The sequence below is a fragment of the Paraburkholderia sp. SIMBA_030 genome (genome assembly GCF_046535245.1).
Lineage (GTDB): Bacteria > Pseudomonadota > Gammaproteobacteria > Burkholderiales > Burkholderiaceae > Paraburkholderia.
In genome coordinates, this window is sequence record NZ_JAWRXB010000011.1 from 133,833 (window position 1) to 153,455 (window position 19,623).

Below are 19,623 nucleotides of genomic sequence, written 5' to 3' on the forward strand. Positions count from 1 at the left end.
TGCCGCATTGGCTGCGGCGCTCGCACCGTGTCCCGGTTCGGGATGCCCGGGCTCATGAAACGGTTTCAGTTATACGGGGCAATCTTAAAAACAGGCTGAACGGAAAATGAATCTCTGTTCAGGGATCGCCAGCGGCGCGCGCCGGGACGGATTCGAGCGACCGCTACTTGAGCTTCGCCAGTTCTTCCCGCACTTCCGCCGCAGTCAGCGGGAAGTACGCCGAATAACGCACCGGCTCTTGCCCCTCGCGGCTCAGGATGTAGCGCAGAAACGCCTTCACTGGGGCCGTCAGCGGCCGGTTGAGCCGGATGTACATGTAGCGGGTGAGCGGATACCGGCCGCTCGACGCATTCTCGGCGTCGAGGACATAGAACGGCTCGCCGGCCCGCCGCGCCACGGCCAGGGACTTCAGCCCGGGGCCGACCTCCTCGAGTCCGCCGAAGCCAATCGCGCCTGGATCGTGGGCAATCGCACGCGCGGTGTCGTCGATCGATCCTTCGTGCACGGCCGCGTTCCATTGCCCGCCGGCGAGCACCATGAACTGCATCGACATCGCGTTCGGCGCGACGTGCGGCGGCATGTAGATCGTGATCGGACGGTCGGCCCACTCGCCCGTCAGACCGAGTTGTCCCCATCGAGTGATGGCCGGGTTGCGCTGCACGATCGATGCGAGCTGCGGCAGTGTGATGCCGGAGAGTGGATTGTCCGGATGCACGAAGATCGCTTGCGCGGTCGTGCGTTGCGGCGTGTTGAAGCCGCCGCGCGCGACACGGATTTCGAGCGGCGCCGCGTCGTGACGGATCTGCGCATAGGCAGCCCGCTCGTCAGGCCACAGTTCGCGGCCCATCGGCGCCATCTCGGTATCGCCTGCGAGCAGCGCGTGAAAGCCGTTCAACGTGCCGAGATGCTCCCATCGATCGCCCTTGCGCACGCTGGGCTGCACGTGCGTGAACGCATCGATCCACGTGTCCATCAGCGATTTCATGCCGTCGCTGCCGATGCTGTCAATCGCGCCGTGCAGGCCCGCCACCGGACGATAGCCGGGCAATCCCGTATCGAGCTGCGGCAGGAAGCCGTCGAGCTTCGCACGTTCTCGCGCATCGTCGTCGGCGGTGAGTGGCGTGAAGCGCTGTTGCGCAGCGACGATCGCCTGCCCGTCGCCGCTCAGCGCAAACTCGAGGAACGCCTTGACCTTCGGAGGCAACGGCGCACCGGGTCGCCGATTCACCGCGAGATAGGCCGGCTGACCGTCGCGACTCGCGACGCGCACAAAAAGCGGCGACTTCATCATGTCGCCCGCGAACTGGTGCGCAAACGGTTGTAGCTCGGTCGGCAGCGGCTCGCGCGCCATCGGTGCGATGTCGGCATCGCCGAACATCAAAGCACCGAACGCCGTCGCGCTGCCCGCATGACGCCAGTGCGGCCCGCGACGAATGCCCGGCTGACGTCGCTGGAAGGCGGCAAGCCACGCGTCGACCAGCGGCCCCATCGTGTCGTCGCCGACGCAATTGAGCCTCCCGCTCAGGTTCGCTTGCGGTTGGTAAACTGGAGTGCCTGCGACAGCATCCACTGCGAGTGCCATGGCGGGTGCCGTCAGCGCCAGACAGGCGGCAACCACAAGGCTTGCGCCGGCTGAACGCCGGTGGCCCCTTGGTGCACACGAACCGGTAAACCGGGACGTGCGCGATGAATGCAGTAGATGCCGCATCGACGATGATGCGTGCCGCTGGGAAAGATTGAAAGCAAGCACGGGTGTCTCCTGCCGGATAGGGAAAATGGCGCATTCGCCGGGCTTCCGGTCAGGAACGCCGCCCCGCCTTTGCGCCCGTGCAAGCTGTCCCAACGGTACGGCGACACGATGAAGCCAACCTGAACCGATCCTGAAGATTCGTTCATCTTGGGCAGATGCGTTTCATGAACGGATTTTCAGGATCGCTTCAGTTTTCGTTCATCCGGCGGCACTATTGTTGTGTCGTATCGGATCGGCACGCTACCTGATTCGCCGGATCGCACGCTATTCAGCACGTCATCCCCGGTCGTCTTTTTGCGCCGTTGGTCTCGGGATGAAGGAACAGCGGCATCTAGTCCAATTCAATAAAGGAGGAGACATCTCATGAATCGATACGAACCCTGTTCCGCGACGGGCCGACGTCGATCGCCCCACCGCTATTGCCGTCTGGCCGTCACCGCCGCCTGGACCGTTACATCGGTATTGATGGGCACGGCATACGCCAACACGCCGATGGTCGAGTGGGTCGTGCCCGCGCTCAAGACGGCGACGCCGCAGACCAAGGAGCAAGCCGATGAAGGCATGAAAGTTGGACGCACGCTGCTCGAACCCGAAATCCTACAGCCGCGGCTCGATGCCGCGTTGCCGGACTACCAGCCTCGCACCGACAGCAAGCTCTCCGGCACGTTCGCGGGCGCGGCGTCCGACGTGTTGCCCTCGCTTGTCAACCGCTGGATTGAAGGTTTCAAGAAGTACTATCCGAACGTCGACATTCACATTTCGCCGCCCTACGCGGGGAGCCTCGGCGCGAAAGAGTTGCTCAGGGAAAAGCTCGACTTCGTTTTTGTTTCGCGTGAACTCAAGCCGGACGACGTCACCGACTTTAAGGCCAAGTTTGGCTACGATCCGCTCAGCGTGCCGATTTCCGGCGGCTCGTACCGGCATTTCGGCTTCCTCGATGCGATCGGCTTCTTCGTCAACAAGGACAATCCGATCGAGAAGCTGAGCTACCCGCAGATCGACGCGCTCTACTCGCGCACGCAGCTGCGCGGCGGCAAGCCGATCAAGACCTGGGGTGACCTCGGGCTGACCGGCGATTGGGCCGACAAGCCGGTGCATGTCTATGCGATCAAGCCGTGGAACGGCTTCGAGGAATTCGTCAGGCAGCGTGTGCTGAGCACCGACGGGAAGCGCGGCGAGTGGCGCGACGACATCCATTACGACAAGCTGGTGTTCCCGCTCGCGAAGAACGTGGCCGACGATCGCTATGGCATCGGCTTCTCGGGGATCGCCTATATCGACGCGCCGGTGAAGATGCTGCCACTCGGCCAGTCGGATAGCGGACCGTTCGTCGCGCCGACGTACGAGAACGTTGCGCTGGCGACGTATCCGTTGAGCCGACTGATCTACTTCAACACCAACAAGGCGCCCGGCAAGCCGCTCAACCCGGCGATCGCCGAGTTCCTCCGCTACGTGCTGAGCAAGCAAGGCCAGCAAGCCGTACTCGATCACGCGATGTACGTGCCGCTGCGCGCGCAGCAAGTGGAAAGCTCGCGCGCGATGCTGGCCAACTGACCTCGCAGCCCGCCTCTCGCCCTCGCCCTCCGGCGCCGCTCGCCATTCCACACATCCCGCGGGCGGCGCCCTCTTCAGGAGCTTTCGCATGCACCGCATCCCCAAAGCCGCCGCGGCAGCGGCGTTGCTCGCGCTCGCCTGGTCGGCACGCGCCGAAGTGCAGGCAGCGCCATACGCGCAGCAACTCGTCGACACCACGTTGGCCGCACACCCCGAGCTCACGATCCTTGCCCTGCACGTCACGCCGCCCGCCGGTAGTGAGAACCTGATCATCGCATCGAACATCGGCCGCATCGGCAAGCCGGCCGATGCCGACGATCTCGCCGTGCTCGACAGCGGCCGGCCCCGCACCGAGACCACGAAAACCGGCGACCTGTCAGTCGAACTGCCGATGCACAGCGCCGACGGCAAGACCATCGGCGTGATCGGCTCGACGTTTCACTTTGCTCCGGGCGGAAATCGCGAAGTAATCGTGCGTCAGGCCGAAAGGATTCGCGACGAACTCGCCGCGCGCACCCGCACGCTGGATGCACTGTTCCAGCCCACGCACTGACCGTTACGTGCGCGCCTGAAGATTAATTCAGTAAATTTTCAGGTTGGTTTTATCTTCCAGGCCCACGATCGTGGTGCAGCCTCATCGTGTCGGCTACGCACAGGCTTCACCGCCGACACGACCGCCTTGCGACACACAACCAACGCCTTGCCGACGGCGACCTCACGACAACATGTCGGCCTTGGTTCATTCAGGAGACGTCCATGAAACGAAAGAAGGAGTTTGGAGCTTTACGCAAATCCGCAGCGGCATCGGTCGCGGCCATGATCGGCATGGCCGCGCTCGGCGCGCTGACATCGCCGTCGGCGTTCGCGCTGAAGTACGCGGCTGTCGAGCACCACCTCAATGTCGACCCGTCGATACCGAGCTGGCACCCGGGCGAAGTCCAGTCGGTACCGGAGGAGGAATTGCGCCTCGTCGGTGCGGACGTGATGGACGAGATCACGCTCGGATGGATCAAGCTCTATCGGAAAGCCTATCCGCGCCTGAGCGTGACGATGGAGGCGAAGGCATCCGGCGCGGGCGGTCCGGCACTGACAAACGGCGCGGCAGACCTGGCGCCCGTCGGACGTGAATTGCTGCCCGCCGAGGAGAAGGCATTCGTCGACAAGTTCGGCTACAAGCCGCTCGCGATTCGCGTCGCGACGGGCAGCGTCGGCTCGCTCGGCAAGACGGCGACGTCGGTGATACTCGTCGACCAGGACAACCCGATCAAGGGATTGACGCTGGCCCAGCTCGACGCGATTTATTCGAAGACGCGTAATCGCGGGCACGCCGACATCAACACTTGGGGTGACCTGGGGCTTGGCGGCGACTGGGCGGACCGGCCGATTCATCTCTACGGCCTGAAGCCGGTCAACGGCATCGAGTACTTCCTGAAGCTGAATCTGCTCGAAGGCGGCGAATATAAGGACAACATCCAGTTCGTGAAGGGCAAGGGCTTCACGCATGCGTTCACGGTGGCGGCAGAGGATATGGCGGCACATCCGGGCGGACTCACTTACGCGCTGCTCGCCAACGTGACGCCGAATGTCAAAGTCGTGCCGCTCGCGGCGGACGACAGCGGACCTTACCTCGCACCGACGCTGCAGAACGTGTACACGCACAAATATCCGCTCTCGCGCTACGTGTACATCTTCGTCAACAAGAAGCCCGGCGAACCGCTGCAGCCGAAGACCAGGGAATTTCTGAAGCTCGTACTTAGCCGCCAGGGGCAGGACGTGGTGGCAAAGGAAGGCGTCTATATTCCACTGACCCCATCCGTCGTCAAGGAAGAGCTGGCGAAGCTCGATCAGGCGGAATGACTTCGCAAACGCGGACGGGCGCGTTTCCGCGGTCCCGCTTGCGTCGTTGCTTTCCATCGGCGAAACACAGTGAGTCCCGGCTCGCTCTCGTTGTTGATGCCGATTCGATCAGCCTGTAGCGACATTCGCGCGGACACAAGGACGTCGCCACGCGTTGCAATGGCAACATCCACTGCGACAGCCTTGCCGTCTCAAACTGAATTCGAGTTCAGATCGCGTTAACGCTCGTTCAAGGTGACGACTCTACACTCGACTCACACCTGTTCCATAACGCCCGTAGGGCTAAGAGAGGAGAGACATGAAGACCCTGACGAAGACCCTGCTCGTCGCGATGCTCGGCGTCGTGTCGGTTTCCGCGGTGTACTCGGCCGACGCCGCCACCATCGCGCCCGAGCCTCACGCAAAGAACTGGACGCCGCCGAGCGCGAAGATTTACGCACAGAAACTGTCCGATCAAATCATGCGACAGCATCCCGAGCTGCTCAGCGTGACTTTCCACGGCGTGCCTCCCGGCATGACGGACGCCTACACGATGTTCGCCGGCTCCTACCTCGATCGCATCGGCAATGCAGACGATCCGGACGACATCGACATCTCGAAGAAGGGCATCACGATCGTCGACCCGCGCTGGCGTCGCCCCAACGACACGGTCAAGAAGTTCGTGATGATGTTGCCGCTGCGCGACGTGCACGGGGAGAACGTCGGCGAGATCGTGCTCGCGTACAAGAACGACGGCGCGAACGCGAAGGGCGAGACCGCGTTCTTCCTCGCCTCGACGCATCTGCGCGACGCATTGCAAAGGCAGATCCCGAGCTACGCCGCGCTGTTCGAGCCCGCGAGGTAGGCGACGCGCGCGGCCGACGAGATGCATCCGAAGCGTCTTTCCCAGCATCTCGGGGAAGACCCTTTTTATCGATTCATTCCCATTCAGGAGACTCAATATGCGTTTGGGAATTTCCGCGTTGGTGTCACTGACGACGTTCGCAGTCGCGATGCTCTGCGCAACGCTGCCGCACGCCGCCCGCGCGGCGGCACCGAAGGCCAGCGCTCCGTTGCGGCTCACCGGCAGCACGGCATTGCCCGGCTACAAAGGCGATTTCGACCACTTCGCCGCCGACGTCGCCGGCGGGCGCCTGTTTCTCGCCGGCGAAGACGGCGCGACGCTCGAGGTGTTCGACCTCGGCAGCGGCAAGCATCTCCGCACGATCAAGGGCTTCGACCAGCCGCACGCAATTCTGTATCTGCCCGACGTGAACCGCCTGATCGTCACCGACAGCGGCGCCGGCATGACACGCATCGTTGACGGCAAGAGCTATCGAATGATCGGTTCGATCCCGCTCACCGCCGGCGCCGATTCGATGCGCTACGATCCGTCGCGTCGCCATATGTACGTCGTCACCGGTGGCAAAAACGCCGAGCCGAAGATGACGCGAACGGTCGTCTCGGAGGTCGATCCGCGCACAGGTAGCCACATCGGCGACGTGACGTTCGACACTGATTTTACCGAAGCAATGGCGGCGGAGCAGCACGGTCATCGACTCTTCGTCAACGTAACGGGCAAGAGCACGCTCGCTGTCGTCGACAAGGCGACGCGCCACGCGATCGCGAACTGGCCGATCCACGGCGCGGAACTCAACGCATCCATGGCGTTCGACGAGAAGCACCAGCGCCTGTTTATCGGCACGCGCAAGCCGTTCAAGCTACTCGTGCTCGATGCCGCAAACGGCAACATGATCGCGTCGTTCGACGCGCCCCAGCGCACGAACGAAGTCATCTTCGACGAGGCCAATCAGCGCATCTACATGGCCGGAGACGATTATCTGGGCGTCATCCAGCAGAAGGATCCCCACCGCTACGAGGAACTCGCACACATGCCGACGGACATGGGCGCCAAGACGGCGATTCTCGTACCTGCGCGGAAATGTCTCTATATTGCGGTCTCGCCGGGCGATTCAGGCACCGGCGGAAAATTGCTGCGTTTCGATGTATTGCCGGGCGCCAGCGTGAAGACAGTGGCCGGGAAGTAAATGCTCGCTGTGTGAGATGGCGTGGCAAGTTGGGAAACCGCCATCGTTACCAGGTGACCGGGACGCGCAATGCAGTCTCTAAGTCTCTCTTAAGGAATCTTCCCGTAGCCTGTCGTCTTGCTCCGCTGACAGCCTGGCTTGAGCGTTCATCGACGGCAGCCCCGAGGTCAGCAGGTTGTCGACAACCACGTCCTAACCATATTTCAGGCCAAACGCCATGGAAAAAATGAACAGCGCAGTAGTCAAGGTTCCCGAGGTCACACTAGCGTTCTGGATCATCAAGATCGCCGCAACCACGCTCGGTGAAACCGGCGGCGATGCCGCTTCGATGTCCATGAATCTGGGTTATCTGGTCAGTACGATCATCTTCGCAGTCATATTTCTCGTGTCGGTCGTTGCACAGATCAAGGCGGACCGATTCGTCCCCGTGCTGTACTGGCTCACCATTATCGCGACCACAACTGTCGGCACGACACTCGCGGATTTTGCCGATCGATCGCTCGGCATCGGTTATGCGGGCGGCAGCGCACTCCTGATGTTCCTGCTGCTCGCATCACTACTCGTCTGGTATCGGACGATGGGTTCGATATGCGTGACGACGGTTTCGTCCGCGAAAGCCGAAATGTTCTACTGGGTGACGATCATGCTCTCCCAGACGCTCGGCACCGCGCTGGGAGACTGGACGGCCGATTCGGCAGGCCTTGGCTACTCCGGTGCCGCGCTGATCTTCGGCGGTCTGCTGCTCGTGCTCGTTATTGCCTACTACTCGACCGACATCCCAAGGACGCTGCTCTTTTGGGCGGCGTTCATCCTGACCCGACCGCTGGGTGCAGTGGTCGGCGACTTCCTCGACAAGCCCATCGCTAATGGCGGTCTTGCAATGAGCCGGTATGGCGCCTCGATCGCGCTTGTGCTGTTCATTCTGGTTTGCGGATCCGTATTCCGGCAACGGCCTGCCGTGGCAGCCCATTAGCAGCGAACAATTCCCGAGCGCAGAAACTCGACACGTCGAGAAAGAATGTCGGAAGTATTGCGTGTCGCCGGAGGTTAAGGTTGGAGGTGAAACCGGGTTGCGGGTGATGGCAATGAGCCCGGTTCACACGTCTGATCGTTCCGGCGCACGTCGATCAGATAGGCATGCGGACAATGCTGCAGCCAAATCTCCGCGTTTGAGCACGTCCGTCGAACGCCGCGGCCTCGGAGACGGTCACAACCACGTAACCCTGCCAGTGTGGATACAGAATCGATCGGTGACTGACTGCCCTTCAAGCCACGCTCATCGCCGGTCGATTCGAACGAAGCGGGGATACGCACCAGTTGCCCTCACGCTCGCAAAAGAAATAGATGGCAATAGGACCTGTGGATCTCAACGCCTCGACGCATACACAGCGCCTCCCATTCGAGCCTGCACGGTTTGCGCGGCTGACCCGAGCCGACATTGCAGAAGCCATCATCAGCCACTTCTCCACCTGATAACGCAAGGACGTCCTAGTCGTTTCCATCACCTGCTCCTTCAATCCCGTCATTGCCAATGCGGCCGGCCCGTGCCAATGCTTCCACTTCGTGGCCGCGCCTGGTCAGTGCGCCTCCTTCGCACCGTGTGTAGATGGATTAACGCGACGACGCGGCCCTGGTTACCGGGGTGCGGATCTTTCGCCGCCCGCTCGTCGTGTTCATGAGCAAAGCCTAGCGACGCAACCTGAATGCAACCTGAATTTCGGACTTGGGGTGAACCCTCGGTGCCGTCTCATTAACCCCCGCTCGCGAATAACCCGGCGGCTCGCGCGGTCCCGGCCGCCTGCGCATGTCGGCGCCGGCTATGCGACATATCGAACCACGTTTTGCGGCGTGGCCGCGATTGAGGTGATCGTCGATCTCTGCCGCACAGCCGATCGTCCTGCCAAAGAGGAAGATTGTGAAGGCTGCCGTCTCGAGTTCTGTTCAGAAACTCCGCCAGCGGCCTTGTCAAGTTGACGGCTGTAGACTACCTGTTTGGCTCGAGCATAGTTGTCCTTATTAGACAGCTTTCTGAGATGCGGCAGTGATAGTCCGACCATGTAGTGCGGATGCTCGACCTTCGGATATTTGTCTTCGGGGCCTATGCCGCCGCGATCACTTTGCGACACGCGGCCGCGACCTCGGGATGAGCCGACTCGCCGGTGTGACCCATGTCGGCGCAGAGGTCGTTGCAACCGAGCGCGAGCACGTCAGCGGCGACGTTGGGCGATTGCGGGTCGGCTTTACCAACGCTTCAACGCTGTCACCGTTTTTCCCCAAGCTGATTCACGCGTACCGGACGCAACGTCCGAAGGTCAACATCACGCTGCTGGAGCTGTCATCGTCCCGGCAGATCGAGGCGATCGAGCAGCGCGAAATCGACGTCGGTTTGCTGCGGGTGCCCGAAAGTGTGCCGCCTACCGATCTGGTGTTCACGCCGCTGATGGAAGAACCGCTGATGCTCGCCATGCATGCCCGCCATCGGCTCGCCAAGGCTTCATCGATCAAGCTCAAGGATCTGCGCGACGAGCCGTTCATCGCCTATCCGCGGCAAGCAGGGGTCGCGGTCTATGAAAAGACGGTCGCGTTGTGCGCGAAGCGCGGATTCGAACCTCAGGTCGGTGGCGACGCCAACGCCCGGGCGATGCAGTTTGTGGAGTTGGCGCTGGGCCTCCGGCAGGTTGCGACGGGGTCCGGCGGAGATGGTTTGCACCCGATCATCGGTGTCGATCTGTAGGACGATATGTTACGGCCGACCGCGACGCTCCATCTCGCATTGCCGGAAAAGCATCAAAGCGGTCCGTAGCGAACGCTGCGATGCATCGGTGCGAGCCGGGCACGCGTTTCGCGACGAGCGGGAAAGGAACAATCTGGAGAAGTCGATGAAGCCTCGTCATGCACTCGTAGCGCCCGGTACGACCTTCGTGTTCGTGATCTCGACGGCCTTCGCCGCCACGGCGCAGGCCCAAGCCGTGGCGCCGCAACCGGAAACCCCGATGGTGAAACCGCCGCCCGCCGCGGCTTCAAGCGCAGCGAGCGCGACCAGTCCTGACAACATGCCAGTGAAGAATCCGGACAGGCCGACCAACGACAAAATCATACGAAGCCCGCCCGCCAGCGCGGCGAATGCGAAATAGGCCGTTCAGGGAACGCCGATTCGGCGCATGCGGGCTGGCAACATTTACTCGATCCGCTAACAGATTGCACGGCGGCAACCTGGAGCGCGGCAGGCGCTGTTCCTTGCTGGTCCGGAAGCGCGCGGCACGACTTTTGCCTCTGTCAATGCATATGCCCTTGCCGACAGAAGGTGAAAACCATGATTCAACGAACGACCGCGCTTGTTTCCGCGGGACTGCTCGCCGCGATTTTTACCGTAGGCGAGCGGCAAGGAGTCTCGCGGTGACGGCGCCCAATGATCCTCCCCAAAATTTTTCAAAGCGCAGGAAAGTGTTCGCGACGCCAGCAAGGAGCCCTTCATGCCCATCAACTATCCGTCTCTTGTTGCACCCATTTCAGCAGTCGAACCGCGGCCATGAGCGTCGACACCCTGCACCGCGCGCGCAGCGTTGCACGCCATCCGGGCACGTTCCTGCTGCAGACGCTGAAGGCCTTTCGCGCCAATCAGGGTATGCTGCTGGCGGGCGCGGTCGCTTACTACGCTCTCCTCTCGATTGTTCCGCTTCTCATCCTGATTGTCATTGCGCTGTCGCACGTGGTGGACCCGCGCGTTCTGCTCGACACGCTTGCGCGTTTGCTGCGCTGGCTGGTGCCGGGCCAGGCCGACGCGCTCGTCCATGAACTTGCCAATTTCCTCGCTCACCGCGCAGTGATTGGCTGGGTGCTGCTCATGACGATGTTCTTCTTCAGCTCGCTTGCTTTTACTGTGCTGGAGAACGCGATGTCAGTGATCTTCGTGCACCGGGTGGCGATCCGCCGGCGTCATTTCATGCTGTCGGCGCTGCTGCCGTATTGCTATATCCTCTTTCTCGGCGTCGGCCTGCTGATCGTCACATTCGTCTCCACCGGCTTGCAAGCTGTCGGCGCGCAAGGTGTCGATCTGCTCGGTCGCCATGTTTCGCTGCAGGGATTTTCGCGCGCGCTGCTGTATCTGCTCGGCGTGGCCGGCGAAATCTTCGTGCTGACCTCGATTTACCTTGTGATGCCGGTTGGCCGTCCCGTGCTGCGGCACGCGTTGTTCGGCGGCGTGACAGCGGCCCTACTGTGGGAAATCACGCGTCATGTGCTGGTCTGGTATTTCGCCAGGCTGTCACAGGTCAGCGTAGTTTATGGCTCGTTGACGACTGCCATCGTGATCCTCTTCAGTCTCGAATGGCTCGCCACGTTGCTGCTATTTGGCGCCCAGGTGATCTCACAGTATGAATATTCCGGCATCGATGCCGGGCCGCCGCCCGAACAGGGACTCGCCACCCGTTGAATTGCGCCGGAGCGGCGCGGGCCAGCATGCTCCACGCACAAGCAGCGTGATTATCTGTCGAAAGCGGACAGGCACGGGGTCTGCTGCTCCGTACACACCACGTGCGAGATCGCGTGCTGTCCCAGTTTGCGCGCGTTCCACGCGTTCGCGGGGCAGGCCGTAAATTCCGGCGGATCGCCGGATCGGCGCTGCGCGGCGACGCATCTCGCGACCCATTGCAACCGGCTGACATTCAACCATGGACGAATTCTTCAACCGCCTCTTCCATCTGCAACCGTCGCTGCTCGCGTCGGTGACGCACGACGTCCTGCACCTGATCGTTGCGGTGCTGATCCTCGTGATCGGCTGGTGGGTATCGAACCGCATCGCGCAGCTGTTCGCGAGCATGCTGATCCGCTCGGACGCGGACCCGACACTGGCGCCGATGCTCGCCGGCATTGCAGCGTGGGCCGTACGCGTCGTCGCGATCGTCGCAGCGCTGAGTGAAGTCGGTATCGCCACGGCGAGCGTGCTTGCCGCGTTGGGTGCCGCCGGACTCGCGATCGGTCTGGCGCTGCAGGGCACGCTGCAAAACATCGCGGCCGGCATCATGCTGCTGATGCTACGGCCGTTCAGGACCGGCGACGTGATCGAAGGCAGCGGCGCCGCTGCGGGCATCGTTCGTGAAGTGGGGCTTTTCACGACGCGTATCGAACGCGGGGACGGCAACGTCGTGTTCGTGCCGAACAGTCAGATCTGGAGCAACCCCCTCATCAATTACAGCAGCGGCGGCACGCAGCATATCGATGTGATGATCGATCTCGCACGACGCGACCAGGTGGATGCGGCCATCGCCGAGCTGAAGAAGATGGTCGCCGCCGAACCACGTGTACTGACGGGCTCCACACTCGCGCCGACGGTCGCGGTCGACAGCTATCCGTCGAAGGGCGGCGCGCGGCTGCAGATCAGCGCGTGGGTGCGTGACCCGGACGCGCCCTATGCGGTCGACGATCTACGCGGGCATGCCTGCGACGCTCTGGCGACGGCGGGACTCGCGGTAGCGGGCAGCGCGGCGGGAACAGCCTCGGAGCGCACGACCGACGATACGGATGTTGCGCTGACGCACTTGTAATTCGTCAGTCGTCGGCTCGCAAAATTGAATCGTTCCGGAGCCGATCCAGGGAGCACGGCAATGAAGATCCAGTATTTCCTTGTGGCGGCCGCCGTCGCCATGATGACCTGCCCGGCATTTGCCCAGCCACAGACGTCTGTGGAGATCAAAAATGGAACAGACAAGACCACCGTGACAGGAACGGCAACGGTAATTGCCACGGTCGTCGCCATTGATCCCGCTACCCGCACCGTCACGCTCAAGGACAAGAACGGCCGGGTCGAAGAACTTGAGGCGGGCGAGGAAGTGCGCAACTTTGATCAGCTCAAGGTTGGTGATGTGGTCACCACCGAGTACCGGGAGGCGAGGTCTCTGAGTCTCAGAAAAACAAGCGGCCCGCGGTCTGCCAAGGAGCGGCAGGTCTTACAGCCGGCCGCGTCCGGGGCCAAACCGGGCGGCACAATCAGTCGTGAGGTGACGGTAGTGGGCGATGTCGTTGCCATTGATGCAGAGGGGAAACACGTCACAATAAAGGGGCCGCAGGGCACGGTGGATGTGTTGGTGGACCCCGAGCAGTTGCAGAAAATTCGCCAGGGTGATCAGGTTGAAATTGTGCACACCGAAGCGGTTGCGATATCCGTCACGCCCGGAACGAGCAAGTAGTCACCGGGAGCGTTCAGGACGGACGGCTCGCAGCCAAGGGCACCAATATCCGGACGCTGGCGTGAAAAGTTGTGTTGTGGCGCTCGTCAGCGCGCCGGCCGCTTACTGCCGATCGATTTCGACTAATAATGCCGATTAACGCCTGGCCGAGGCATACTGATCGCGCAGATCGCGCACACGGTCATGGTTTTGCAGCACGCCCTGATACTGACGCTCGACGATGCTGCGCACGTCCAGCGGCAAGTCCTTTTCGAGCGCATCGTGATAGCGTTTCTTCGCCACATCCTCGCCTTTTTCGCATTCGGCGAGGATTTCGTGGTCGCTGCGATCCGTCACCGCCGACTTCACGTCGACCCAGCCGCGATGCAATGCGCCGCTCATACTGCCGTGCGCTTCGGGTTTGCCGCCCAGACCTTGGACCACGTCCTGCAACTCACGCGCACCGCGCATGCAGTCTTCCGCGCACGCTAGAAGCATCGTCTTCAGTTGCGCGTCATGTGCATCATCGACGGCCCTGCGAAAACCCTTTTCGCCATCCTTCGACGTTTCGATCAGGTCATTCAGCACGGAAACAACGTTCGTAGCCATTCAATACCTCCATAGGTTTCGTCAATCATGGAATCTGCCGCCGCATACCTTCATGCAACAGCGGGGTTCCATGGATCTATTCGCATGGGGCGTGCCTGGAACGTACCGCCGTTCCTGTTTCCTGGCTCGTCGAAAATCTCAGCGAAAAACCTTCAAATCAAGCGTGCTTCTCACCGAATTCATTGAGCGGCACGGGTTGCTTGAGCGGATCAAAGTCGCCGGCCCGCCGTCGACGCGCGCCGTCAAGCGCATTGTCAGATTCGCGCCGTCGAAAACCGGCTGGTCGTTGGGAAAAGTGATGCGCATAAAGGAATCCTCATAGGCTGGCCGCGGCGCAATCCTACTCATGACGAACCCTTCATTGCGCCAGCGAGTTGCTGCGCCATTGCGAGGTGATGTTTGATGGTCGGCAGCGCGTGCATGGCTGCGGCCTTCAGTTGCGCGTCGGTGCCGCTCTCGCTCTCCTTCTGGAACAGATCGACTGCCTTCTGGTGACCTTCCAGCGCGACCTGTTCTACATACGCCTGATCGAACGCCTGGCCCTTGAGCGTTTGCAGCTTGCCAACCAGCGCAGAATCGGCGGCCGGTGCCGCGCCCAGGCCCTTTCTGGCAGCCAGTGCGTCCATGCTGCGCGAGAGCTTCGTATGGTCGATAATCATTTGCTGCGCGAATGTCTTGACGTGCGGATCGCTCGAATTCCTGAGCGCTATTTTGGCTGCCGCGATTTCGGTAGCGTCGGCCTGCGAGGCATCCTGCACGAACTGCTGGTCCGCCGGCGACAGCTTCGCGGCGCCCGCCGCTGCATCGCTCGCCTGTGCATACACCGCGCCGGTCGACGCGACGCCGAGACCCAGCGCGACAGCCATCATTTGAAGGAAATATCGGAATTTCATGCTCTTTCTCCCTGGTCGATGTATTCACCGAAACACCGCGGATACATGCGGCGCAGCGTTTCAGATCCCATGCGTGCGCCTCATTCGCCACACGGCGCCTATACAGCGTTGCGCCTCGCCGATTGCGCAATCAGCGTGTTGCACCAGCGTCGGCCAGCGCGCGTTTCGGTTCAACTCAAGCTTCTTCTTCGTACGCAGCCATCACTAGCCACAGGTCGCGCTCGCCGTCGCGAATCTCGGCAGCAAGCGCGTAGGGATCACCCGGTCCGCACACACGCTCGAGCGCCCGATGCGCGACCTCGCCGTTGTTGAATACACCGCCGAACAGACGACGCACTTCCTGTTTTCCCTCGAACATCCGTTGGTTCCACCGATACACGAGCGGCTGCGATTTCCAGTCGCGGAAGCATTCCCTGACGTGCGTGAAATCACCGCCACAGATATTCATCTGGTAATGGATTCTTGAGTTCATGATTGCATCTCCCGCGATGCAAGCGCATGCGTTCATTCCCACCCTTGCGAGAACCGAGCGGCATGGATCGGTTGCATCGATATAGCCGGCGCAGCATGTCCGCGCTTGTCCACCTCCCCAACTTGCCCGTATTGCTGCTCCGGCGTCTGCCTGGTCATGAGGCGTTCAACCCAGATCGCCTTACTGCAAATCCGCGCGGGACTGTCGTCATTGGCTGGCCCCCGACGCCGCGGCGGCCGTGGCCTGCGTGCTCGCCTTATCGGCGGCGGCCGCGCCGCTGCTCGTGTCGGCGGTGCTGCCGGTGGCCGCGTGACCGTCCATCACGCCGCTGCTGTTCAGCGCGGCGCCGGTGCTGTCGCTAGCGGAGCGCTTGCAGCCGCCAGCGGCTGTCAACAATACGAGCGCCGCCACCATCAGCACTTGTTTGCCCGTGCTTTGATTAGTTAGCTGTTTCATCACCCCCTGCTTTGTCGAAGTCTCGGTAGGTGAATGCGGCATTCGCCGGCTTACAGCGCAACTGTTGCCTGCTGCCACTCGTGATCTAGCAAGGTCTGTGCCTTCTGGGCGTGCATTCGCGAAAAAAACGGTGATGCCGGGCCCGTAGAACATTGGCACGCAGCGTGCGTCGCCCTCGAGCATAAGGGCCTTTACGGAGAAAACGATGCAAACCATGCAGATACCCAACGAGGTCTCCGGCACACCTGCATCGGAAGACGATCAGGCACAACCGGCACCACCGGACGACAGCCGCAATCTGCCCGAGTTGCCCGATCCCACTGAGGTCGGCGAAGACGGCTAGGCACTGGAGGCGCCGACCACGTACAACGCGGCCGCGCCTCTGTTCGCCGGAGATTCACCAACGATGCAGCGCACGACGTGCGTCTTCTGCATCCGCAGGAGTGCTTTGAAAGCCGTTTATCAGTTCTCCTCGTACTCATGCGAAAGAATTGCAAACGCGCCAGCATCCTTTACGCAACCGCGTCTCGCACCACGCACGTGCTGCAGCGCTACGAAATCGTTGCCGCCAAAACCAGCGATGCGATGCTGGCCGTTCATCGCACGAAGGAACGCGAAACGCTTATTGCGTGGCCACCTTCAAATGGTTCTTGACGCCGGCGACACCGTCGACGTTCTGCGCCACCTCTGTCGCAGCCGCTTTGTCGTCCACTGTCGGCACCGTGCCGCTCAACCAGACGATGCCCTGGCGCGTCTGCACATGGATATGGACCGACTTCACGTTTTTCGCGGTGAGCAGATCGGCTTTCACTTTCGCGGTGATCGTGCCGTCATCGAGATGTTGCCCCATCGTTTCGGAACTTGCCGGAGGGGCCGTACCGCTGGTTTGCGCAGTCGCGGTCAGTGCGAAGGCGACGCATGCGATACCACAAGCAGCCCTGATTAACTCGATGGTCTTCATGGTTTCTCCTTCCGATGGTTTACGGGTTTGAAATTCCTTACTTTCACTGTTTGGTCGTGCAAGGAACGTTCCGCGCGAAAGCCTTCAATCGTCCTTTCCTGATCGATCAAGACGCTTTCGCATTGCCGCGGTGATGCGTTGCCGGCACTTCGCGTAACCGGCCCATGGGTCGCCTTTGAGCGCGTCGAGGCGTTCGCGCAGGTTGCCGATGGTCCATTGATCACCGCTTGTCGTATGTTTGACCTCATCCCACGCAAGCGGCACCGAAACACCCAGTCCTGCCCGCGCGCGTGCCGAAAACGCCGCGATGGTGCTCGATCCGCGATTGTTGCGCAGATAGTCGACGAAGATCTTTTTCTTCCGGTTTTGCTGGCCCATCTTCGCGCTGAAGCGCTCGGGTAGCGTCCTGGCCATATGCTGCGAGATCGCCTGAGAAAACGCCTTGACGTCCTCCCAGCCCAGCCCCTTCTCAAGCGGCACCACCACATGCAGCCCCTTGCCCCCGCTCGTCTTGCACCACGATTCGAGGCCGAACTCGGCAAGCAGCTCGCGCGTGACTTGCGCCGCTTCGATCATCGCGTCCCAGCCCAAGGCGGGGTCCGGGTCGAGATCGAACACCATCCGGTCAGGCTTTTCCAAGGCCGACGCCACCCCGTTCCACGTGTGAAATTCGATCACACCCATCTGCGCAGCACTGGCGAGCGCCTCTATGCTGTCAATCGTCAGGAGCGGCGCATGGCCGGGGTCGAGCCCCTTGTGCTGCGTGACATGCGGTAAAGCGAGCTTGTTGCTGTGTTTCTGGAAGAAATGCTCGCCGTCGAGGCCGTCCGGGGCGCGCAAAAGCGCAACCGGCCGGTCCGCGAGATGCGGCAGCATCCGCGGCGCGATCCACTCGTAGTAGCGCACGAGGTCGAGCTTGGTCGCCCCCGTACTCTCATCGATCACGCGATCCGGATGCGATATCCGCACGCCGGCAACGATCGATTCGTCACGCGACGACGCTTTTTTTGCGTGCTTCGTTGGCGTGGCGGTGTTCTTGCGCGCCTCCTCCTGCACGATCTCGCGCGCGGGCTTGTCGCGACGCAGGCTGATGAACGACGCCTGACGCACGATGCTGTCGCTTGTCCACTGCGCAAAGTTGCATTCGGCGACGAGTTCGGGCTTCACCCAATGAATGGGGGTACGGCTGCGCTCGCGCGGCACGCTCGCGAACGGCATCTGCTCGGTTTCGCGTGCCGCCAGTTCCTGCTTCACCGTGCGCAGCGTGGCCGAATCGAAGCCGGTTCCGACACGTCCCGCGTATTGCAGCCGATGGTTCGCGTCATACACGCCGAGCAGCAGCGCGCCGAAACCCGCGCGACTTCCGGCCGGCTCGCTGTAGCCTCCGATCACGAACTCCTGACGCCGACGGCAGCGCAGCTTGATCCACGTCGGGCTTCGCCTGGAAACGTAGTGGCTGTCACGCTGCTTGCCGACGATGCCTTCCAGCGCCATTTCGCAAGCGCTTCGCAGCAGGTCGTCGGCATCGATTGCGAAGTCTTCGGAGAAGCGCAGCATGTCGCCGCCGGCATTTTCCAGCAGCGCACGAAGCAGCGCGCGCCGCCGTACGAGCGGCGCCTCGCGCAAGTCATAGCCGTTCAGGTAAGGCAAATCGAACAGGAACAGCACGATATCCTGAGGATGATCGGTATCGAACGCGTTTTGCAGCGCCTGGAAATCCGGCACGCCGCGTTCATCGAGCACGGCTGCCTCGCCGTCGAGCCATGCCGATTCGATATCGAGTCCGGCGATCGCTTCGCACTGCATGACGAATTTCGCGCTCCAGTCGAGGCCCGATCGCGTGAAGATGTGCACCGGTCGTTTCGAGTCTTGCCGGTCGATTCGTGCAAGAACCCGGTAGCCGTCGAACTTGACTTCATACGACCAGTCGCCGCCCTGCGGAGCAGCATCGACAAGCGTCGCGAGCTGCGGCTTGAGCATCGCGGGCAGCCGCGCCTTCACGGCCCCTTCGATTGACGGCGACGCCGCCAGTGTGCGAAGCGATGCCGCGCTGCGCGTGGCGACGATATCGGGATGGTCGGTCTTCGCATCGCCCGCATGGGGTGATGACACCGGTTTGACGAGCGATTTCGCGTGGTGCCTGGCGGCACTCGCGTGAGTCTCTCCGGCGCCGTGCTTGCGCTTTGAAGCGCCCTTCCCGGGTTTGGCGGTTTTGCCCGCGTTTTTATTATCGTCATGCGAAAGCACGCTACCGGGCAGTTCGGCAAGCACATCGAATTCGTCTTCGCTGCGGGCCTCGGTGTCACGCTCCTTGATCAGCAGCCACTGCTCCTTGTCGCCGCGGCCGCGCATAGGACTCTTCACGAGCACCCAGTCGCCATGCAGCTTCTCTCCGTCGAGCCGGAATTTCAGCTTGCCGGCCTCATAGGCGTCATGCGCCGCTCGCTCGCCGCCCGCTGGCTCCCAGGTGCCGCGGTCCCACACGAGCACGGTGCCTGCGCCGTAGTTGCCTTGCGGAATCTCACCTTCGAACGATCCATATTCCAGTGGATGGTCTTCGACGTGGACGGCCAGACGCTTGACCGAAGGGTCCAGGCTCGGCCCTTTCGGCACCGCCCACGACTTCAACGTGCCGTCCAGCTCAAGGCGAAAGTCGTAATGAAGACGCCGTGCGTCATGTTCCTGAATCACGAAGGAAAGTGCGTGCCCGTTCGGATTGCCGTCGCCTTTCGCGCGAGCCGTCGCCCGGCTGCGCCGCGGCGCGCCGGACGGCTCGGGAGTCTCGTCGAAGCGGCGTTTGCGCCGGTACGTTTCCAGTTTCCGCGCCATTATCGATTGCCCTTGCTGCTGCACCATCGCGCGACAATGTTACGAACTTCA

General features: G+C 61.9%; 21 protein-coding genes. 12 read left to right on the top strand and 9 right to left on the bottom strand.

All coding sequences use genetic code 11. From position 1 onward, the window contains the following. Positions 1–163 precede the first annotated feature (163 nt). Positions 164–1,582, bottom strand: a complete 1,419-nt coding sequence (locus SB772_RS20180; RefSeq protein ID WP_410834977.1) for a substrate-binding domain-containing protein — start codon at positions 1,580–1,582, stop codon at positions 164–166. Between the two features lie 531 nt (positions 1,583–2,113). Here SB772_RS20180 and SB772_RS20185 point away from each other — a divergent pair. The 6 genes from SB772_RS20185 to SB772_RS20210 all read left to right on the top strand — a co-directional run bounded on the left by SB772_RS20185 (position 2,114) and on the right by SB772_RS20210 (position 8,161). After that, positions 2,114–3,304 (top strand): PstS family phosphate ABC transporter substrate-binding protein, encoded by a 1,191-nt coding sequence (locus tag SB772_RS20185; RefSeq protein WP_410834978.1) that lies wholly within the window; start codon positions 2,114–2,116, stop codon positions 3,302–3,304. A gap of 88 nt (positions 3,305–3,392) precedes the next feature. Then, on the top strand, positions 3,393–3,857 hold the full coding sequence (locus tag SB772_RS20190; RefSeq protein WP_410834979.1) for a hypothetical protein: 465 nt from the start codon (positions 3,393–3,395) through the stop codon (positions 3,855–3,857). 203 nt (positions 3,858–4,060) lie between these two features. Further along, entirely contained in the window at positions 4,061–5,161 is a 1,101-nt protein-coding gene (locus SB772_RS20195; RefSeq protein WP_410834980.1) for a PstS family phosphate ABC transporter substrate-binding protein, read from the top strand. Between the two features lie 298 nt (positions 5,162–5,459). After that, positions 5,460–6,005 carry a hypothetical protein gene (locus SB772_RS20200; protein ID WP_410834981.1) on the top strand — a complete coding sequence of 182 codons (546 nt, stop codon included), beginning with the start codon at positions 5,460–5,462 and terminating at the stop codon, positions 6,003–6,005. 97 nt (positions 6,006–6,102) lie between these two features. Further along, positions 6,103–7,188 carry a YncE family protein gene (locus tag SB772_RS20205; RefSeq protein ID WP_410834982.1) on the top strand — a complete coding sequence of 362 codons (1,086 nt, stop codon included), beginning with the start codon at positions 6,103–6,105 and terminating at the stop codon, positions 7,186–7,188. A gap of 217 nt (positions 7,189–7,405) precedes the next feature. After that, on the top strand, positions 7,406–8,161 hold the full coding sequence (locus tag SB772_RS20210) for a hypothetical protein (protein WP_410834983.1): 756 nt from the start codon (positions 7,406–7,408) through the stop codon (positions 8,159–8,161). A gap of 1,125 nt (positions 8,162–9,286) precedes the next feature. On the opposite strand, the gene SB772_RS20215 is transcribed toward SB772_RS20210, so the two are convergent. Further along, the gene (locus tag SB772_RS20215) at positions 9,287–9,358 is read right to left on the bottom strand and encodes a hypothetical protein (protein WP_410835120.1); all 72 of its coding nucleotides are present in this window, start codon (positions 9,356–9,358) and stop codon (positions 9,287–9,289) included. Here SB772_RS20215 and SB772_RS20220 point away from each other — a divergent pair. Continuing rightward, positions 9,332–9,922 carry a LysR family substrate-binding domain-containing protein gene (locus tag SB772_RS20220; protein WP_410834984.1) on the top strand — a complete coding sequence of 197 codons (591 nt, stop codon included), beginning with the start codon at positions 9,332–9,334 and terminating at the stop codon, positions 9,920–9,922. The genes SB772_RS20215 and SB772_RS20220 overlap by 27 nt on opposite strands. Before the next feature lie 156 nt (positions 9,923–10,078). Here the strand turns inward: SB772_RS20220 and SB772_RS20225 are convergent, their stop codons facing one another. Beyond that, positions 10,079–10,285 carry a hypothetical protein gene (locus tag SB772_RS20225; protein WP_410834985.1) on the bottom strand — a complete coding sequence of 69 codons (207 nt, stop codon included), beginning with the start codon at positions 10,283–10,285 and terminating at the stop codon, positions 10,079–10,081. A gap of 432 nt (positions 10,286–10,717) precedes the next feature. On the opposite strand from SB772_RS20225, the gene SB772_RS20230 reads away from it, so the two are divergent. The 3 genes from SB772_RS20230 (at position 10,718) to SB772_RS20240 (ending at position 13,373) form a co-directional block, all read left to right on the top strand. Beyond that, a complete protein-coding gene (locus tag SB772_RS20230; protein ID WP_410834986.1) occupies positions 10,718–11,620 on the top strand; it encodes a YihY/virulence factor BrkB family protein in 903 nt (300 codons plus the stop codon). Between the two features lie 238 nt (positions 11,621–11,858). Continuing rightward, entirely contained in the window at positions 11,859–12,731 is an 873-nt protein-coding gene (locus SB772_RS20235) for a mechanosensitive ion channel family protein (RefSeq protein WP_410834987.1), read from the top strand. Between the two features lie 60 nt (positions 12,732–12,791). After that, positions 12,792–13,373 (top strand): hypothetical protein, encoded by a 582-nt coding sequence (locus SB772_RS20240; RefSeq protein ID WP_410834988.1) that lies wholly within the window; start codon positions 12,792–12,794, stop codon positions 13,371–13,373. Positions 13,374–13,508: 135 nt separating this feature from the next. Here SB772_RS20240 and SB772_RS20245 read toward each other — a convergent pair whose 3' ends face one another. After that, positions 13,509–13,961, bottom strand: a complete 453-nt coding sequence (locus SB772_RS20245) for a ferritin-like domain-containing protein (protein WP_410834989.1) — start codon at positions 13,959–13,961, stop codon at positions 13,509–13,511. A 70-nt stretch (positions 13,962–14,031) separates the two neighbouring features. Between SB772_RS20245 and SB772_RS20250 the strand changes: the two genes are divergently transcribed. Beyond that, complete coding sequence (locus SB772_RS20250) at positions 14,032–14,283, top strand: hypothetical protein (RefSeq protein ID WP_410834990.1); 252 nt, start codon at positions 14,032–14,034, stop codon at positions 14,281–14,283. A 22-nt stretch (positions 14,284–14,305) separates the two neighbouring features. Here the strand turns inward: SB772_RS20250 and SB772_RS20255 are convergent, their stop codons facing one another. The 3 genes from SB772_RS20255 to SB772_RS20265 form a co-directional block, all read right to left on the bottom strand. Continuing rightward, positions 14,306–14,854, bottom strand: a complete 549-nt coding sequence (locus tag SB772_RS20255) for a DUF4142 domain-containing protein (protein ID WP_410834991.1) — start codon at positions 14,852–14,854, stop codon at positions 14,306–14,308. Between the two features lie 175 nt (positions 14,855–15,029). Beyond that, complete coding sequence (locus SB772_RS20260; RefSeq protein ID WP_410834992.1) at positions 15,030–15,326, bottom strand: hypothetical protein; 297 nt, start codon at positions 15,324–15,326, stop codon at positions 15,030–15,032. A gap of 207 nt (positions 15,327–15,533) precedes the next feature. Then, entirely contained in the window at positions 15,534–15,782 is a 249-nt protein-coding gene (locus SB772_RS20265; protein WP_410834993.1) for a hypothetical protein, read from the bottom strand. Positions 15,783–15,987: 205 nt separating this feature from the next. On the opposite strand from SB772_RS20265, the gene SB772_RS20270 reads away from it, so the two are divergent. Then, the gene (locus SB772_RS20270) at positions 15,988–16,125 is read left to right on the top strand and encodes a hypothetical protein (protein ID WP_410834994.1); all 138 of its coding nucleotides are present in this window, start codon (positions 15,988–15,990) and stop codon (positions 16,123–16,125) included. A gap of 279 nt (positions 16,126–16,404) precedes the next feature. Here SB772_RS20270 and SB772_RS20275 read toward each other — a convergent pair whose 3' ends face one another. Both SB772_RS20275 and ligD read right to left on the bottom strand, forming a co-directional pair. Then, positions 16,405–16,743, bottom strand: coding sequence for a BON domain-containing protein (locus tag SB772_RS20275; RefSeq protein WP_410834995.1), 339 nt, complete (start codon positions 16,741–16,743; stop codon positions 16,405–16,407). A gap of 84 nt (positions 16,744–16,827) precedes the next feature. Beyond that, positions 16,828–19,572 carry a DNA ligase D gene (ligD, locus tag SB772_RS20280; RefSeq protein ID WP_410834996.1) on the bottom strand — a complete coding sequence of 915 codons (2,745 nt, stop codon included), beginning with the start codon at positions 19,570–19,572 and terminating at the stop codon, positions 16,828–16,830. Positions 19,573–19,623: the final 51 nt, after the last annotated feature.

Excerpts from the sequence above, each read along its gene's own strand:
- SB772_RS20180 (WP_410834977.1), bottom strand. The coding sequence starts at position 1,582 with ATGGCACTCGCAGTGGATGCTGTCGCAGGCACTCCAGTTTACCAACCG.
- SB772_RS20185 (WP_410834978.1), top strand. The coding sequence starts at position 2,114 with ATGAATCGATACGAACCCTGTTCCGCGACGGGCCGACGTCGATCGCCC.
- SB772_RS20190 (WP_410834979.1), top strand. The coding sequence starts at position 3,393 with ATGCACCGCATCCCCAAAGCCGCCGCGGCAGCGGCGTTGCTCGCGCTC.
- SB772_RS20195 (WP_410834980.1), top strand. The coding sequence starts at position 4,061 with ATGAAACGAAAGAAGGAGTTTGGAGCTTTACGCAAATCCGCAGCGGCA.
- SB772_RS20200 (WP_410834981.1), top strand. The coding sequence starts at position 5,460 with ATGAAGACCCTGACGAAGACCCTGCTCGTCGCGATGCTCGGCGTCGTG.
- SB772_RS20205 (WP_410834982.1), top strand. The coding sequence starts at position 6,103 with ATGCGTTTGGGAATTTCCGCGTTGGTGTCACTGACGACGTTCGCAGTC.
- SB772_RS20210 (WP_410834983.1), top strand. The coding sequence starts at position 7,406 with ATGGAAAAAATGAACAGCGCAGTAGTCAAGGTTCCCGAGGTCACACTA.
- SB772_RS20220 (WP_410834984.1), top strand. The coding sequence starts at position 9,332 with ATGAGCCGACTCGCCGGTGTGACCCATGTCGGCGCAGAGGTCGTTGCA.
- SB772_RS20225 (WP_410834985.1), bottom strand. The coding sequence starts at position 10,285 with ATGATTTTGTCGTTGGTCGGCCTGTCCGGATTCTTCACTGGCATGTTG.
- SB772_RS20230 (WP_410834986.1), top strand. The coding sequence starts at position 10,718 with ATGAGCGTCGACACCCTGCACCGCGCGCGCAGCGTTGCACGCCATCCG.
- SB772_RS20235 (WP_410834987.1), top strand. The coding sequence starts at position 11,859 with ATGGACGAATTCTTCAACCGCCTCTTCCATCTGCAACCGTCGCTGCTC.
- SB772_RS20240 (WP_410834988.1), top strand. The coding sequence starts at position 12,792 with ATGAAGATCCAGTATTTCCTTGTGGCGGCCGCCGTCGCCATGATGACC.
- SB772_RS20245 (WP_410834989.1), bottom strand. The coding sequence starts at position 13,961 with ATGGCTACGAACGTTGTTTCCGTGCTGAATGACCTGATCGAAACGTCG.
- SB772_RS20250 (WP_410834990.1), top strand. The coding sequence starts at position 14,032 with ATGGATCTATTCGCATGGGGCGTGCCTGGAACGTACCGCCGTTCCTGT.
- SB772_RS20255 (WP_410834991.1), bottom strand. The coding sequence starts at position 14,854 with ATGAAATTCCGATATTTCCTTCAAATGATGGCTGTCGCGCTGGGTCTC.
- SB772_RS20260 (WP_410834992.1), bottom strand. The coding sequence starts at position 15,326 with ATGAACTCAAGAATCCATTACCAGATGAATATCTGTGGCGGTGATTTC.
- SB772_RS20265 (WP_410834993.1), bottom strand. The coding sequence starts at position 15,782 with ATGAAACAGCTAACTAATCAAAGCACGGGCAAACAAGTGCTGATGGTG.
- SB772_RS20270 (WP_410834994.1), top strand. The coding sequence starts at position 15,988 with ATGCAAACCATGCAGATACCCAACGAGGTCTCCGGCACACCTGCATCG.
- SB772_RS20275 (WP_410834995.1), bottom strand. The coding sequence starts at position 16,743 with ATGAAGACCATCGAGTTAATCAGGGCTGCTTGTGGTATCGCATGCGTC.
- ligD (WP_410834996.1), bottom strand. The coding sequence starts at position 19,572 with ATGGCGCGGAAACTGGAAACGTACCGGCGCAAACGCCGCTTCGACGAG.